We start from the raw sequence: 14121 nt of genomic DNA, 5'->3' as shown, positions 1-14121 counted from the left end.
TTATTTTAGAAAATCACTTTTATAGTCTTGTCGATTCAGTCCATATCCCAGAGCACTTAGGTGTGCAACCTTCAGCACTACGAGATTGATATCTGTATGCATGATCTGAGCGATTTCCTCCGCAGTGTAGTGATCTTCATATATGTGCGTGAGGACTTCTTCCGTATCCAGTAGGATTTCCGAACATACGATATTGGCTTCGTATTCCGGTTTGGATTTCATATCATACAGCGTAAATTCCTTCATGACTCCTCGTTTGACGATATCTCGGTGTAACTGATCATGCCCAATTTCATGAGCACAGACGATACGTTTCATATCATCATCCAGGGTATCATTAAGAAGAATAAATCGATTTCTTTTGATGATGGTATACATTCCCTTTAGAGGTCCGAAGTCTGGACATTCCTTTACAATGATTCCAAGACATTCGGCAATCTCAAACGGATTTCTGGTACCATACTTCTTGACGAGCCTCTCGCCAACCATGATGAGCTTGTCTGATTGCATGAAAACACCTCCTCAGTATCAGTCTAGCAAAATGGCTGTCCATTTGTCGGGACAGCGAAAGTCAGACTTTTTATTTCCGATACTTCTTCGGAGTATATTTTTCTTTATTGCGATCTTTGGCATCCCAGTATGCATCGGAAAGTGCACGGTACACACCATCCATCGCAGCTTCATCCATGGATCCACCGGCGAAGAGACCAACTACTTCATCTACCAGGGATTCAATATCTCTGGAGGCTTTTGCTCCGCCTTTCTCCTGGGCTTCGATCACGTAGTTACCGGAAACACCGAGCAGATCCTCTGAAGTTGTATTCAGAGCAGAAGCCAGCTTTTCTACGATCGCATGATTTCTTGGACGTCGTTCTCCATTCTCATAGTATTGTAATGTTCTCGTTGTGATTCCGGTTGCATTGGATAATTCAACCTGGGTCATCCCCATTTCAAGTCTTCTTTCTTTCAGTCGATCCTGAAACTTCATTCTTCCTTACCTCCCATTTTGAAAATTAAACCGAACAAATGTTCTTAAAAGTGATTGACAGTCTCTTTCATGTTTGCTATCATGTGAACAGAACACGAACAAAGTTCCTATTCACAAGATAACATAGAAACTATTGTTCGTCAATCGTTCACAGAACAAAAGTTCTATTTTTAGAGAAAAGAAGGAAGGGATTCGGTTGGAATGTAGAAAAGTGTATGTGGATGTTTCCTTAGATGTAACGAAGGATGGTAGAGTGCGACCGCGTCGCTTGCGTTATGAGGATGGTTCCATATATGTGGTGGAGCAGGTGAAGGATGTTCGCCATGCAGAGTCTACGAAAGTCGGAGGCATCGGAACGAGATACACCGTTGTGATCCGAGGACATGAGAGCTATTTATTTGATGAAAATGGAAAGTGGTTTGTGGAAGCTAAGGTTGCTTCATAATCCAGAAAGGAGGTCATAAAGGATGAAGAAAAGTTATACCTATAATTGCCTGTGTCCGATCTGCGGGCATGAAAATAAATTCCTGGACCTGGAGGAAACAGGAGGACTTATGGAGTGTGAGTCTTGTTTGAATGTGGTACAGACAAAAAACTGTAAGAAGATGGTAAATATCCCTGTCTACGATATCAAGCAGGTTCCGGATCTTATGAAGAAAGGGGTGCTTGCCTCATGTACTTAACGACACAGCAGATTGAAGATATGGCGGCAGCTATCCTACATAATTTTCGTAATACAACTGGGCTGCAGACCGTATTCACACCGATTGATCAGTTTGCTTCCAATTACCTGGGACTGAGTGTAAAGTTTGCCAAGCTCTCTGAGGATGGAAGTATCTGCGGGCTGACTGCTTATGCAGACACGAATTATTCTGTTCGCATGGATGGCCGGGAGTATGTGTATCCGATTCAGGCGAATGATGTCCTTTTGGACAGCAGCTTTATCGACACGCCGGAACATTGTATGAGTCAGTGTGGAAAGAGAAGATTTACCCTGGCTCATGAGTGTGCACATCAGATCTTATTTGGCCTGGAATCTGAAGAGGCGAAAGCGCTTCATAAAAAGAAATATTCAGAAAGAAGATCCTATTCCTGCAGGGAGTTAAAGAGCCGTGAGGATTGGAATGAATGGCAGGCCAATGCGCTGGGGGCAGCACTGTTGATGCCTGCGGATAGTTTGTCAGCTTTGCTTCAATGGTATCGTCTGATTTCCTATGATGGAAGGATGACACAGTGGGATCAGGAGTTATTTGAGGAGATCTGTCATCTGTTTGGAGTATCCCATTCCGCGATGATGATTCGATTGGAAAAGTTGGGACTTATGATCCGACGACCGATCTCTCAGTTTCCAGTACCAGAGGAGGTGACTGCATGAGAAAAATTGTAGCCAGAACACCTTCTCCAGAAATGCAGGAAAAAATGAAGAAAGCAGTGCGAGCAGTTCGCGATCAGAAGAAAACTGGGAAGTTATCATTTCAGGAATATGGTCCACAGATTGCTTATGTACGTTTGGCAATAGAGGAGGGTGAGGCCGCACTTCCATTTTGCTAAACAAAGGCGGTATTGCCGGTAGGCGGTTTCGTAGCCAAGAAATGAGCAATAGAAACAGCAATAGCAATGGTGCAAAGTCCGAGTTTAACAGGCTTTTTCCTATGCTATTGCTTATATTGCCGATGATATTGATAAATAAAAATGAGATAGAAAATACAGAAATAGGGACGTGTATAACCTCTATATACGCGTAAGGAGTTTCAGAGCAGATAGCAATAGCTATTGGCAATGGAGGTTTTATGAGAGAAAGAGAAGTAGAGGCAGCACTTAGAAAAGCTGCAAAGAAAAGAAAGGGTTTGGCATTCAAGTTTGTAAGCCCTGGCCTTTCCGGTGTGCCGGATCGAATCGTATTACTTCCTCATGGGAAGATTGGTTTTATTGAAGTGAAGGCTCCGGGGAAAAAGATGAGAATCCTGCAAGAAAAGAGAAAAAGCCAATTGGAGTCATTAGGATTTTTGGTTTTCTGCCTGGATGCAAAAGAGGAAGTAGAGGTGATGTTGGATGCAATACAAGCCACATAGCTATCAGGCATTTGCTACGAGTTTTATTATTGAGCATCCGGAAAGTGGGTTGCTGCTTTCTATGGGACTTGGAAAAAGTGTGATTAGCCTGACCGCCCTATGGGAGCTTGCCCTGGACTATTTTGAAATTGGGAGGATCCTTGTGATTGCTCCGCTTCGAGTGGCAACTGATACCTGGCCGAAAGAGATCGAAAAGTGGGATCACCTGAATGGACTGACCTATTCTCTGGTTGTTGGGACGGAGAAGGAGCGAAGGGAAGCATTGGTAAGCCCCGCTTTTGTGTATATCATCAACCGCGAGAATGTTACCTGGTTGATTGAGAATAAGCTGTTTTCCTTTGACTGTGTTTGTATCGATGAGCTGAGTTCCTTTAAGAATCACCAGAGTAAGCGGTTCAAAGCACTTCGAAAAGTCCGGCCCCAAGTAAAACGAGTGATTGGCTTGACCGGAACACCGTCCCCGAATGGTTTGATAGATTTGTGGGCACAGATCAATTTGCTGGATATGGGAGAAAGATTGGGAAGATTTATCGGTGGGTACCGTGAGAGATATTTTATGCCGGATAAAAGGAACCGAGATGTGATTTTTTCCTACAAGCCGAAGCCTGGAGCAGAGGAAGCAATCCATGAGAAGATTTCGGATATCTGTATCAGCATGCAGGCGATGGATTATCTTCAGATGCCGGAGCTGGTGGTATCGAATGTAGAAGTGGAGATGAATGAAAAGGAACGTTCCATGTATGATAGTTTGAAGGCAGATTTGATTTTGTCATTGGAAGGTGGAGATATTGATGCACAGTCGGCAGCTGGCTTGAATAATAAGCTGCTGCAGATGGCAAGTGGAGCAGTCTACGATGAGAACGGAGTGGTCCGGAGGATTTATGATCGGAAGCTGGATGCACTGGAGGATCTTATCGAAGCCGCCAATGGGAATCCTGTCATGGTTGCTGTTTGGTACAAAAATTCCAAGGAGTGTTTGATGGAGAAGTTCGGAGCCGTGCTCATTGAAGATTCCGAGAGCATTGATCGTTGGAACAAAGGTGAGATCCCGGTTGCGATCATTCATCCGGCGAGTGCAGGATATGGATTGAATCTGCAGGCAGGAGGTTGCCATCTGATTTGGTTCGATCTTATTTGGAATCTGGAATTGTACCAACAGTGTAATGCCAGACTCTGGAGGCAGGGCCAAAAGCAAACAGTAATCATTCAGCACATTGTGACCAAGGATACCATAGATGAAGATGTGCTGGTTGCGTTGGAAAATAAAGATTTGAGTCAGGAGGTGCTCTTAAAAGCTGTGAAAGCAAGGATCGCATCCTAGAAGGGAGAGTTTTTCACATGAAAGGATATGTTGAGAAAATGATAAAAGAATATCCCCGCATGGTGAGAGAGCGAGAAGCGCTGAGAAAGCAGATCGAAGAAATAGAATTCCTTTCTGCAGAAGATCTGATTAGTTCTATGAGCTTCTCTCATCCAGAAGGGGAACGAGTACAAAGTAGTGATTTGTCAGATAAGACTGCAAGGATTGCCATGTGCTATGAAAGCCGGCTTGACCGTATCAATGAAGAACTGGTCGCTCCAAAGATGAAGCAGCTGGCGAGAATCGATGAGGAAATCGAGTTCTTTGAATACTGCGTGAGACACTTGCCGATGGATGTGCAGGAGATAAGCATTGCATTATTCTTGGACGGATACAGCTGGGATGAAATTGAAGCCAGCTATTATCTTAGTCGGAAGTGCATTGCAAAAAAGAGAGAGCTTGCAGTCTGCTGCTTGGAGAGAAAGTATCAGATCCGTGAATCACAAATGGAAGCATATATGCTTGGATAGTAGCAAAAGGTAGCCATGATTGAATTTTATTCAGTTGTGGTTTTCTTTTGTGTAAAAATTGCCAGGTTAGGCATGAGGAGAAGGAACATCCGGTTCCGGTTCGATAATGATTTGATTATCTTGAAAAGAAATTTTGATATGGACCCCTACGTGATAACCGAGAGAAGCAAGCCAGTCACCCTGGAGAATAATTCTTGGAACTTTGCGTTTATGACCGCAGGCTTCGGATATTTTTAAATGTCTATCTTTCATTGGCACGTCCTTTTCGGCCACTAATGCTACGGGTTTTAATATATCATGTTACAATTCAAAAATAAATATTATATTATTTATACACGTTAAATTCATAATATGCTATTATAAAGGTAATTATTGTGTAAAAAGTGTATATATTTTAGTGCAAATCTTGTAGAAAATATGTATATCGTGAAAATAGGAAAGGGGGAGTATGAATGACTGATACGAGAAACGTGCTGTATTGGTGTAGTAGAGAAATAGAAATTATAAAAACGTATCCCCTTTTTGGTAAATATAAAGTTAGAATATTAACTACAGGGAAAACACACATAGTCGATAAATACGCCGTGAAAAATAAAATGGAAAATGCTATTTCGATAGCATGGTTGGAGAAAAATAATGCTTGAATTTTTAAAACCAAACTTAACAGGAGAAGAGTGGGAGAAATTGTGCAATTCTTGTTATCGAATGAGATACCAAGAACAAGGATATCAGGAAATTCCGGCTCAGTATAGGGGAGATGGAGGAATAGAGGGATTTACTAAACATGGAATTGTCTATCAATGCTATTGCCCAGAGAAAGAGTATTCTGGCAACGAGTTATATGAGCATATGCGTGACAAGATGACAAAAGATATAGCAAAATTTATTAGTCCAAGTTACGAAAAGATCCTTAAGGGGTTAGGCGTACGTGATATAAGAGAATGGCATTTTGTAATACCATATTATACGGATCGCAGATTGTTAGAGCATGCTGAGAAAAAAAGAAATGAAGTATTGACCTATAGAGCAGAGCATCCGGAACAGTGTTCTTATATTCAGGATGATTTCACCATTACTATAAAAACTGCAAATGATTTCACACTCGAGTTGTCAAGGATAATAAGAAGTGAGCTTGGGCCTAAGCTGGATTTTACAGTTGTCAGAGATAAACCGATTAATTGGACAGAATGCGATAGTGAAAAAGTAAGTAATGTTAAGCGAAAAATTAAGGCTGTGATGAATGGTATTGATGAAGATGATGAAGATTATAAAGAGGTAGTGAATATCTATATTGAATCTTATGTTATAGGCCTGGAATTGATGGAAAAGTTAAGAGCTGAGCAGGTGGAACTATTTGAACAGATACTTAATTTGGAAAACACATATAAGAGGCAAGTGGCTATAAAGACCAAAACTAATACAGATAGTTCGATAAATAGTAAGTTATTTAATGAAATTCTTGAGGATTTTCAAAAAGTTTTAGAAAAGGAATTTCCATTCATTACTAGCAGCTCTATTGCAGAACTGAAAGATGACATGATTAGTAGTTGGTTAGCAGATTGTTCAATGCAATTTAAAATCAGGTGATAAGCATGAGAAAAAAAGAGGATTTGAAAAAAAAAGATGTTATTTTTCAGGCAAAACCTGATGCGATACCATACAACTATCGTATTAGTTATAAAGTATCCATTATTTGCCTTATGATGTATATATGTTGTGGCCGAAAGGGGTGTTCCCTCATAAAACTGCATTTACTGGGAGCTGCGCTTTCAAATAAAAGGTATGAAAGACAGCTTATAAAATATTTATCATCGTCAATAGCAAGTGATCTTATTGTTAGATTTGATCCAACAGTAAATAGGGCTTTAGAGTATGCGATTGCAGATGAAATGATTGGAATTCAGGCCAACGGATCATATAAGCTGTTGGAAAAGGGACGGAATCTGGTGAAGGCGATTATGTCAGATAAAGAATTACTTTCCACAGAGAAAGCAGTTTTGGAAGTAATATCAAAGAAGCTGACAGACGATAAAATTAAGAAAATTACAGAGGAGTGGAGATATCAAGATGCTACAAATTAACAGACTGAAGATCCGAATTGTTTCTTCAAAGAAGGAGTATTCATTCGATGAAACATTCAATTCTGGATTGAATTTTATAGCAAGTGATGATAACACAAGAGGAAAAAGCTCTGTCCTTATTGCCATTTACTATTGTTTGGGATTTGAAGAAATAATTGGAGGTAGGGGAGAGAAAGTATTAACATCTGCATATAAAACACAAATTGAGGACGGGGGAGAAAACTGGCCAGTTTTGGAATCGGGAGCTTATCTTGAAATAACTAATGGACACGATGTCATTACAATATATAGAAGCGCCAAACACGAGACGAGAGATTCTAAGTTGATTACGGTATATTTCTCAGAGCTTTCGGAAATATTCAATGATGATACAATGATAGATGAATATTATGTTCATTCGAAAAATTCAGCCCAAAATCAAAAGGGATTTCATCATTTTTTGGAAGAATTTTTAGAACTAAAGTTGCCGTTGATACCAACTGCAGATGGAGCAGATAGAAAATTGTATTTGCAGTTGATTTTTTCCTCAATGCTTATTGAACAGAAAAACGGATGGAATAGCATATATTCGGGTATGCCATATTTGGCAATTCAGAATCCTAAAAAAAGAGTTACAGAGTTTGTCATAGGATTAAATACATTTGAAAATGAAAGAAAAAGGAATGAATTAGCAAATAAAGAGCGGTACCAAAAAGATCGATGGAATCTGCTTTATAAGGAGCTAGGAACATTACAACAGAGGAGTCAGTGCTTTGTAAAGAATATTCCGTCGGTGCCGGAAATATTGCAGGATTCTTTTGCTGATAATGTAAAAATTGTGCGTAACGTAGGAGATAGAATTAATATTGATGATTGGGTTGAGGAGCTGCAGAAAGAGCATGATTCATTAAAAACTGTAAAACCTAAGGTTATTGATAATTTTGACGAGTTACAAAATGAATTGAATCAGGTTGAATCAGATTTATCTGATTATCAGGAACTGGCTGGAGAACTCTCTCGATTAATACAAATTGAAAGAAGGAAAATTACTAGTCTAAACTCCAATATGGAGGTTCTAAATCAGGATATTGCAAATAATAAGGATGCAGAAAAATTGCAGCGTTTAGGCAGCAATTTGCAGGGAAAATCCTTTTCAGGAACTTGTCCAACCTGTAATCAAAAAATAGCAGATTCGCTGTTACCGGTGCTTCATGAAACAGCAACAATGTCTATCACTCAGACCATAAAACATCTCGAAGCACAGAAAAAGATGGTTGAATTTGCATTAAATAGTCACCGAGAACGAATTACAGAATTAGAAAATCAATTACAGAGTGTTCGGAGTAACGTGGCAACACTTTACAGACTGGGCAAAACAATCCGTAGAGATTTATATTCGATCGATGAAGACCTTTCGGAGACCATTATTTATAAAAGAATGGAAATTGAGCGCCATATTACAGACTTAAAGGATTTTCGTAACGAGGTCGATACATTTGTACAGCAATTCATACATATGAGCGATGAATGGAAAGCTTTGTTAGAGGAAAAAGCTAAATTGCCTAAAAAAGGAATTGCTGATGCGGATGAGACAAAAGTACATGCATTGGAGGAAAATTTCAAAGATAATTTAAAAAGATTTAATTATACCAGTACGTCAAACATTGCGGGTATCAAAATATCTAGAGACAATTATATGCCGATAATTGATAATTTTGATATGAAATTTGATTCTTCTGCAAGTGATAATATTCGTGCTATCTGGGCGTATACTTTAGCATTACTGCAAACATCACTAAAGACTGAAGGAAATCATCCAGGATTGATAATATTCGATGAGCCAGCACAGCATAGTATCGGAGCTGAGGATGCTAAGGCGCTATTTGATACAATTGTATCTTTGTCTAAGAATAGCCAGATTATTATCGGTATCACAATTAACAGCAAGGAAATAGAACACGCCATAGAACAATTGGAAACTAAGAATTATAAATATATACATATTGGCGAGAAGGCTTTCGTATGATGAAGATTGAAAAGAAAAAATTGCAATAAATAAGCATTGCCTCATTGCTATTGCCTAGCCCAACTTTTGTGAGGGCTTTTTCAAAAAAAGGAAACTGAAAAGCTAAATTCGGTGTGATATTATTATACTGAGAAGAAAAGACAGAGGACGTTGTGAGCGATTCACAGCGTCTTTTTCTTTGCCATTTTCTAGGTCTGGGGTGCGGAGTTTCATCCTTTCGCCGCACCCTTTTGAAAGGAGAGATGACAATGCCATACAGACCGAGCGTTCCATGTAAGCATCCTATGTGTCCGAAGCTGGTCGCATCCGGATGTGGAAAGTATTGTGAGGAGCATGCTGCTTTGCACAAAGATGACAGAGAGAATGCCAGCAAGCGTGGGTACGGAAGCAAGTGGCAGAAAGCCAGGAAGCATTACCTGATGCGACATCCATTCTGTGCTGAATGTGAAAAGGCAGGAAAGCTGACCGAAGCAACGGTTGTGGATCATATCATTCCGCACCGAGGAGACCAGAAGCTGTTCTGGGATGAAAGCAATTGGCAGCCGCTTTGTAAAAGCTGCCATGATAAAAAAACATGGAATGAGGACCGCAATCCGACCTATCGATTCTAATTTTGAATTATTGAAAAATTTCAAAATTTGGTCGAAGGGGGAGGGGCGGTCAAAATCTCTGTGGGGCAAATTCCCCAGGACCGATGCTCCCTCAAACGTGCATTTTCGCGAAATTGAAAAGGGGTAAGGGAAACTGTACGCGGGGAATACAGCAAAAAGGGTCGCATTATATAGAAGTTGAATGGAAATTCCGGGCAAATCTGTGCGCCGGGATTTTTTATTTTGAAAGAAAAATGGCCTAGCCGGAAGGGAGAAGCCAATGACAAATGAAGAACAAGAACGCATTGTGGAGCTTCGCCTGAAGGGACTGGGATATAAGGCCATAGCCAATGAGATCGGAACCATATCGAAAGAGAGTGTTCGATACTACTGCAAGACACACGGATTATCCGGAAGCGCCTCACTGGTTACGATGAATTACGACTTGCACCGTGAGATGCCGAATCATTGTAAGAACTGCGGAGTCAAGTTGGTGTGCAATACACATTCTGGAGTGAAGCTATTTTGTAGTGATGCGTGTCGGAGAAGCTGGTGGAAGAATAATCCGGACCGAGATGCACAGTCAAAGAAAAAACGGTATGAATGCAAATGTACCTATTGCCATGGGACTTTCATTTCTTATGACAAGCCAGATCGAAAGTACTGCAGCAGAGAGTGTTATGTGAAGCATCGATTTTGGACAGATCCGGATGAGAAGCCTGGTCCGAGCGAAATTCGAAGGCGGCAGGAAGAAGCCAAGAGTGCAGCAGATACCAAGATGGTGCTTCGGAGAATTTCGTAAATGGTTATGATGAGATGTGAAAGGAGAAATAGGAATGGAGTTTCGCAGAATAAAAATTGCTAACCTGGTGCCAGCTTCCTATAATCCCAGAAAGGCTTTGAAGCCTGGGGATAGTGAATATGAGAAGATCAAAAACAGTATTACAGAATTTGGTTATGTGGAACCAGTGATTGTCAATTCTGATATGACGATCATTGGTGGTCATCAGAGAGTGACCGTTCTTTCCGATCTGGGATATGAAGATATCGATTGTATTGTAATCGAAATTGATAAGACCAAGGAAAAGGCGCTGAACATTGCGCTGAACAAGATCACCGGTGAATGGAATAAGGAACTGTTGGCAGACTTGATCAAGGATCTGCAGAGCAGTAACTTCGATGTATCTTTTACCGGTTTTGAGCCTCCGGAGATCGAGCAGCTGTTTAATAGCGTGCATGATAAGAATATCACCGAGGATGACTTTGATGTAGAAGAGGAACTTCAGAAACCGGCTTTTTCTAAAGCAGGGGATGTGTGGCTTTTTGGCAGACACAGAGTTTGTTGCGGAGATAGTACACTGCCGGAGACTTATGACCTTTTGATGGATGGACGCAAAGCCAATATGGTGCTGACGGATCCTCCATACAACGTAAATGTAGAAGAGACCGCTGGAAAAATCAAAAACGATAACATGGCAGATGAGGACTTTTACAATTTCCTTTTCGCTGCCTTCGTCAACATGGAACAGGCGATGGAGAATGACGCATCCATTTATGTGTTCCATGCCGATACCGAAGGGCTGAATTTCAGAAAAGCATTTGCAGCAGCAGACTTTTATCTTTCTGGATGCTGTATCTGGAAGAAGAATGCGCTGGTGCTTGGAAGGAGTCCGTATCAGTGGCAGCACGAGCCTTGTTTGTACGGTTGGAAAAAGGGTGGGAAGCATAACTGGTATTCGGATCGCAAGCAGACAACGATCTGGGAGTACGATCGTCCGAAGGCTAGCAAAGATCACCCGACCATGAAACCGGTCGCACTTATGGCATATCCGATTCAGAATTCCTGCATGAGCAACTGCATTGTTCTGGATCCGTTTTTGGGATCTGGATCGACAATGATTGCTTGCGAACAGACTGGCAGGATCTGCTATGGTATTGAGCTGGATGAGAAATTCATGGATGTCATTGTAAAGAGATATGTGGAACAGATAGGCTCTTCGAAGGATGTTTTTGTAATCCGCGACGGAGAGAAAATTGCCTATGAAGATATTGAGCCTGTTTCTGAAAATATATCTGCAGATATGCATATTTAACTTGCTATTTATCCTCGGTAGAGTGATATATGTACTACCAAAAGAAAAGGAGGAACAGAGCATGGAACTTATGTGTTTGGCAGCAGACAGAAAAGAGTTGGTCGACGCGATCAATACAATCACCGGTGGGAAAATGAAGTACCAAGGACCACCAAGTTACGCTTACAAATGGGAGGAGCTTACGGTCTTAAAAGATGGAACCCTCGTTGTTGAGGATGTGAATGCGAGAAGGGAAATGCTCCAGACATTGACGGGGCAGCACCTGATTGAAAATACCTGGGATGAGGAGAGGGAAACACTGACGATTAGCTTTCCGATGGAAGGGCATACAGCCACCAGTTTGGTGAACCTGGTTTCCTTGTTTTATACAAAAGGAACACTCATCAATAAGGCCATCCAGACACCGAGAGCATTTGAAATTGCGGATCGGCTGATGGAAGCCCTGGCAGAAACACCACCGCAGACACCAGAAGATTTTCTTTCCACTTGGGAGCGAGTGGGCGGGATGAATGCAACCAGAGGAATCCTCTTTTCCAAGGATACCATCAGCCTGATTGGATTTCCCCCAACGGAGGATGCGGATTGGGTAAAGGCCTACACCGATTTGGGAGGGAAAATCAATATCCTGGCTCAAGAGAGTAAGTACATTCGATTGAAGAGAGAACCGATCGAGAATGAAAAATATGCTTTTCGGGTGTGGTTCATTCGATTGGGATTCGATGGAAATGAATATAAGACTTCCAGAAAACTTCTTCTGAGTCACTTAAGCGGACATACTGCTTTTCGAACGGAAGAGCAGAAAGAGGCCCACAAGCTGAAGTATCAGACGAGAAGAATGGAAGTCACCCATGAAGAATCTTAAATTCGGCGTCGAGATCGAATTTACTGGAATAACCAGGAAACGAGCAGCAGAGAGAGCATTTTGAATGCGTATGAGATTCGTACCGGTATGTCCAGAGCCAAGTTATCTCATTTGATGGATTCTGAAACTTGGATGAATGCAGGAAAGGCAATTGAATATGGATTTGCAGATGATGTGCTGAACGATGAGAAGCGAGAGAACTTCGATCCGGGAGCATTTGCTTTTTCTGCAAAGGAAACTGAAACCCATCTATGGAATCGTCTGGAGGCATATTACCAGACGCCGGTGAAAAAGACCGAGCCAGAGGTACAGATGGGAACACCTATTGACGAGCTGACCAAAAGGCTCAATTTGATTAAACCTTAAGGAGGATTATTACAATGTCTAAGATTAATGAACTGAGAGCACAGCGTGCAAAGAGCTGGGATAAGGCAAAAGCATTTTTAGATTCCCATCGTAACGATAAGGGAATTCTTTCTCCGGAAGATACCAAAACCTATGAGGCTATGGAGCAGGAGATCGTAGATCTGGGCCATGAGATCGAACGTCAGGAGAGAATGGATGCAATGGAGCGTGAGATGGCAGCTCCGGTATCTACTCCGATTACAACAAAGCCGGAGAATAAAAAGAAAGAGGAGAAAGTTGGACGAGCCTCCGATTCTTATAAAGCAGCATTTTGGAACCAGGTACGCGCCAAAGGTGGTGTATCTTACGAGGTCAGAAATGCTCTTTCTGAGGGTGTGGATACCGAAGGTGGATATCTGGTACCGGATGAATTTGAGAATACTCTGGTTCAGGGACTGGAGGAAGAGAGCTGCATCCGTCCGAATGCACATGTGTTCACCACATCCAATGGTGTGCATAAGATTCCGGTGGTGACCACAAAGGGAACCGCAAACTGGATCGATGAAGGTGGTGTTTACGGAGATGGCGATGATGTATTCGGCCAGGAGCAGATCGATGCTCATAAGGTTGGTACCATCATTAAGGTTTCCGAGGAGCTGTTAAATGATTCTGCATTTGATCTGGAGAAATACTTCCAGGAGGAGTTTGCCCGCAGAATCGGTGCGAAGGAAGAGGAGGCATTCCTGGTAGGCGATGGCAGCAAGAAGCCGACCGGAATTCTGAGCAAGAAGGGTGGCGCGGATATCGGTGTTACTGCAGCCAGTGATAAAGCGATCACTTCGGATGAGATCATTGATCTGTATTACAGTATCAAGGCTCCTTATCGTAAGAATGCCGTTTGGGTACTAAACGATGCAACCGTTCGTGCAGTTCGTAAGCTGAAGGACTCCAATGGTCAGTATCTCTGGCAGCCTGCACTCCATGAAGGAGAGCATGAAACACTCATGGGTAAAAAGATCCTGACTTCTCCTTATGTTCCGGAAATTGCCTCCGGTGCAAAGGTTGTCATGTTCGGAGATCTTTCTTACTACTGGATCGGAGATCGCCAGGGTATTACCTTTAAACGTCTGAATGAAAGATATGCCGATTACGGTCAGGTAGGCTTCCTTGCATCCAAGCGTGTAGATGGTAAGCTGATCCTTCCGGAAGCAATCAAAGTTCTTCAGATGAAGGGGACTGCAGCAGGCTAAAAAAA

Annotated in this window: 21 protein-coding genes; 18 read left to right on the top strand and 3 right to left on the bottom strand. The window is 41.8% G+C overall.

The window, feature by feature from the left end:
• The gene (locus LKD42_RS00280) at positions 1-510 is read right to left on the bottom strand and encodes an ImmA/IrrE family metallo-endopeptidase (RefSeq protein ID WP_248834488.1); all 510 of its coding nucleotides are present in this window, start codon (positions 508-510) and stop codon (positions 1-3) included.
• Positions 511-580: 70 nt separating this feature from the next.
• A complete protein-coding gene (locus LKD42_RS00275) occupies positions 581-988 on the bottom strand; it encodes a helix-turn-helix domain-containing protein (RefSeq protein ID WP_248834487.1) in 408 nt (135 codons plus the stop codon).
• 196 nt (positions 989-1184) lie between these two features.
• Here LKD42_RS00275 and LKD42_RS00270 point away from each other — a divergent pair, with 196 nt between their 5' ends.
• The 7 genes from LKD42_RS00270 (at position 1185) to LKD42_RS00240 (ending at position 4890) form a co-directional block, all read left to right on the top strand.
• Entirely contained in the window at positions 1185-1433 is a 249-nt protein-coding gene (locus LKD42_RS00270) for a hypothetical protein (RefSeq protein WP_283094937.1), read from the top strand.
• 22 nt (positions 1434-1455) lie between these two features.
• A complete protein-coding gene (locus LKD42_RS00265) occupies positions 1456-1671 on the top strand; it encodes a translation initiation factor 2 (RefSeq protein ID WP_248834486.1) in 216 nt (71 codons plus the stop codon).
• The gene (locus tag LKD42_RS00260) at positions 1662-2363 is read left to right on the top strand and encodes an ImmA/IrrE family metallo-endopeptidase (RefSeq protein WP_248834485.1); all 702 of its coding nucleotides are present in this window, start codon (positions 1662-1664) and stop codon (positions 2361-2363) included. Before LKD42_RS00265 ends, LKD42_RS00260 begins: the two co-directional genes overlap by 10 nt.
• On the top strand, positions 2360-2539 hold the full coding sequence (locus tag LKD42_RS00255; RefSeq protein ID WP_248834484.1) for a hypothetical protein: 180 nt from the start codon (positions 2360-2362) through the stop codon (positions 2537-2539). The genes LKD42_RS00260 and LKD42_RS00255 overlap by 4 nt, the downstream gene beginning before the upstream one ends.
• A gap of 239 nt (positions 2540-2778) precedes the next feature.
• Entirely contained in the window at positions 2779-3060 is a 282-nt protein-coding gene (locus LKD42_RS00250; RefSeq protein ID WP_248834483.1) for a VRR-NUC domain-containing protein, read from the top strand.
• Entirely contained in the window at positions 3041-4381 is a 1341-nt protein-coding gene (locus LKD42_RS00245; RefSeq protein WP_248834482.1) for a DEAD/DEAH box helicase, read from the top strand. The genes LKD42_RS00250 and LKD42_RS00245 overlap by 20 nt, the downstream gene beginning before the upstream one ends.
• A gap of 17 nt (positions 4382-4398) precedes the next feature.
• Positions 4399-4890: a hypothetical protein gene (locus LKD42_RS00240; RefSeq protein ID WP_248834481.1), complete on the top strand. Its 492-nt coding sequence runs from the start codon at positions 4399-4401 to the stop codon at positions 4888-4890.
• Between the two features lie 66 nt (positions 4891-4956).
• On the opposite strand, the gene LKD42_RS00235 is transcribed toward LKD42_RS00240, so the two are convergent.
• Entirely contained in the window at positions 4957-5142 is a 186-nt protein-coding gene (locus LKD42_RS00235; RefSeq protein ID WP_248834480.1) for a SymE family type I addiction module toxin, read from the bottom strand.
• Between the two features lie 200 nt (positions 5143-5342).
• Here LKD42_RS00235 and LKD42_RS00230 point away from each other — a divergent pair, with 200 nt between their 5' ends.
• The 11 genes from LKD42_RS00230 to LKD42_RS00185 all read left to right on the top strand — a co-directional run bounded on the left by LKD42_RS00230 (position 5343) and on the right by LKD42_RS00185 (position 14116).
• Positions 5343-5534: a hypothetical protein gene (locus LKD42_RS00230; RefSeq protein ID WP_248834479.1), complete on the top strand. Its 192-nt coding sequence runs from the start codon at positions 5343-5345 to the stop codon at positions 5532-5534.
• Positions 5527-6477 (top strand): hypothetical protein, encoded by a 951-nt coding sequence (locus tag LKD42_RS00225; RefSeq protein ID WP_248834478.1) that lies wholly within the window; start codon positions 5527-5529, stop codon positions 6475-6477. Before LKD42_RS00230 ends, LKD42_RS00225 begins: the two co-directional genes overlap by 8 nt.
• A 5-nt stretch (positions 6478-6482) precedes the next feature.
• The gene (locus LKD42_RS00220) at positions 6483-6971 is read left to right on the top strand and encodes a hypothetical protein (protein WP_248834477.1); all 489 of its coding nucleotides are present in this window, start codon (positions 6483-6485) and stop codon (positions 6969-6971) included.
• A complete protein-coding gene (locus tag LKD42_RS00215; protein WP_248834476.1) occupies positions 6958-8976 on the top strand; it encodes a coiled-coil domain-containing protein in 2019 nt (672 codons plus the stop codon). The genes LKD42_RS00220 and LKD42_RS00215 overlap by 14 nt, the downstream gene beginning before the upstream one ends.
• 248 nt (positions 8977-9224) lie before the next feature.
• Positions 9225-9587, top strand: coding sequence for an HNH endonuclease (locus LKD42_RS00210; protein ID WP_248834475.1), 363 nt, complete (start codon positions 9225-9227; stop codon positions 9585-9587).
• Between the two features lie 259 nt (positions 9588-9846).
• Positions 9847-10368 carry a helix-turn-helix domain-containing protein gene (locus LKD42_RS00205; RefSeq protein WP_248834474.1) on the top strand — a complete coding sequence of 174 codons (522 nt, stop codon included), beginning with the start codon at positions 9847-9849 and terminating at the stop codon, positions 10366-10368.
• A 34-nt stretch (positions 10369-10402) separates the two neighbouring features.
• Positions 10403-11659 (top strand): site-specific DNA-methyltransferase, encoded by a 1257-nt coding sequence (locus LKD42_RS00200; RefSeq protein ID WP_248834473.1) that lies wholly within the window; start codon positions 10403-10405, stop codon positions 11657-11659.
• A 61-nt stretch (positions 11660-11720) separates the two neighbouring features.
• Entirely contained in the window at positions 11721-12521 is an 801-nt protein-coding gene (locus tag LKD42_RS00195; protein ID WP_248834472.1) for a hypothetical protein, read from the top strand.
• Positions 12508-12585, top strand: a complete 78-nt coding sequence (locus LKD42_RS15485; protein ID WP_408610672.1) for an amidoligase family protein — start codon at positions 12508-12510, stop codon at positions 12583-12585. The genes LKD42_RS00195 and LKD42_RS15485 overlap by 14 nt, the downstream gene beginning before the upstream one ends.
• On the top strand, positions 12582-12887 hold the full coding sequence (locus LKD42_RS15540) for an ATP-dependent Clp protease proteolytic subunit (RefSeq protein ID WP_248834471.1): 306 nt from the start codon (positions 12582-12584) through the stop codon (positions 12885-12887). The genes LKD42_RS15485 and LKD42_RS15540 overlap by 4 nt, the downstream gene beginning before the upstream one ends.
• A gap of 14 nt (positions 12888-12901) precedes the next feature.
• Positions 12902-14116, top strand: coding sequence for a phage major capsid protein (locus tag LKD42_RS00185; protein WP_248834470.1), 1215 nt, complete (start codon positions 12902-12904; stop codon positions 14114-14116).
• Positions 14117-14121 lie beyond the last annotated feature (5 nt).

Origin of the sequence: Hominisplanchenecus faecis, from assembly GCF_020687205.1 — a bacterium.
In the GTDB taxonomy this organism is placed as follows: domain Bacteria; phylum Bacillota; class Clostridia; order Lachnospirales; family Lachnospiraceae; genus Hominisplanchenecus; species Hominisplanchenecus faecis.
This window is presented reverse-complemented; position numbering and strand designations above follow the sequence as displayed.

Coding starts and splice junctions, on each gene's coding strand:
- LKD42_RS00250 (WP_248834483.1), top strand. CDS start 2,779: ATGAGAGAAAGAGAAGTAGAGGCAGCACTTAGAAAAGCTGCAAAGAAA.
- LKD42_RS00225 (WP_248834478.1), top strand. CDS start 5,527: ATGCTTGAATTTTTAAAACCAAACTTAACAGGAGAAGAGTGGGAGAAA.
- LKD42_RS00265 (WP_248834486.1), top strand. CDS start 1,456: ATGAAGAAAAGTTATACCTATAATTGCCTGTGTCCGATCTGCGGGCAT.
- LKD42_RS00230 (WP_248834479.1), top strand. CDS start 5,343: ATGACTGATACGAGAAACGTGCTGTATTGGTGTAGTAGAGAAATAGAA.
- LKD42_RS00205 (WP_248834474.1), top strand. CDS start 9,847: ATGACAAATGAAGAACAAGAACGCATTGTGGAGCTTCGCCTGAAGGGA.
- LKD42_RS00255 (WP_248834484.1), top strand. CDS start 2,360: ATGAGAAAAATTGTAGCCAGAACACCTTCTCCAGAAATGCAGGAAAAA.
- LKD42_RS00275 (WP_248834487.1), bottom strand. CDS start 988: ATGAAGTTTCAGGATCGACTGAAAGAAAGAAGACTTGAAATGGGGATG.
- LKD42_RS00240 (WP_248834481.1), top strand. CDS start 4,399: ATGAAAGGATATGTTGAGAAAATGATAAAAGAATATCCCCGCATGGTG.
- LKD42_RS00195 (WP_248834472.1), top strand. CDS start 11,721: ATGGAACTTATGTGTTTGGCAGCAGACAGAAAAGAGTTGGTCGACGCG.
- LKD42_RS00215 (WP_248834476.1), top strand. CDS start 6,958: ATGCTACAAATTAACAGACTGAAGATCCGAATTGTTTCTTCAAAGAAG.
- LKD42_RS00220 (WP_248834477.1), top strand. CDS start 6,483: ATGAGAAAAAAAGAGGATTTGAAAAAAAAAGATGTTATTTTTCAGGCA.
- LKD42_RS00280 (WP_248834488.1), bottom strand. CDS start 510: ATGCAATCAGACAAGCTCATCATGGTTGGCGAGAGGCTCGTCAAGAAG.
- LKD42_RS00260 (WP_248834485.1), top strand. CDS start 1,662: ATGTACTTAACGACACAGCAGATTGAAGATATGGCGGCAGCTATCCTA.
- LKD42_RS15485 (WP_408610672.1), top strand. CDS start 12,508: ATGAAGAATCTTAAATTCGGCGTCGAGATCGAATTTACTGGAATAACC.
- LKD42_RS00235 (WP_248834480.1), bottom strand. CDS start 5,142: ATGAAAGATAGACATTTAAAAATATCCGAAGCCTGCGGTCATAAACGC.
- LKD42_RS00210 (WP_248834475.1), top strand. CDS start 9,225: ATGCCATACAGACCGAGCGTTCCATGTAAGCATCCTATGTGTCCGAAG.
- LKD42_RS00185 (WP_248834470.1), top strand. CDS start 12,902: ATGTCTAAGATTAATGAACTGAGAGCACAGCGTGCAAAGAGCTGGGAT.
- LKD42_RS00200 (WP_248834473.1), top strand. CDS start 10,403: ATGGAGTTTCGCAGAATAAAAATTGCTAACCTGGTGCCAGCTTCCTAT.
- LKD42_RS00245 (WP_248834482.1), top strand. CDS start 3,041: ATGCAATACAAGCCACATAGCTATCAGGCATTTGCTACGAGTTTTATT.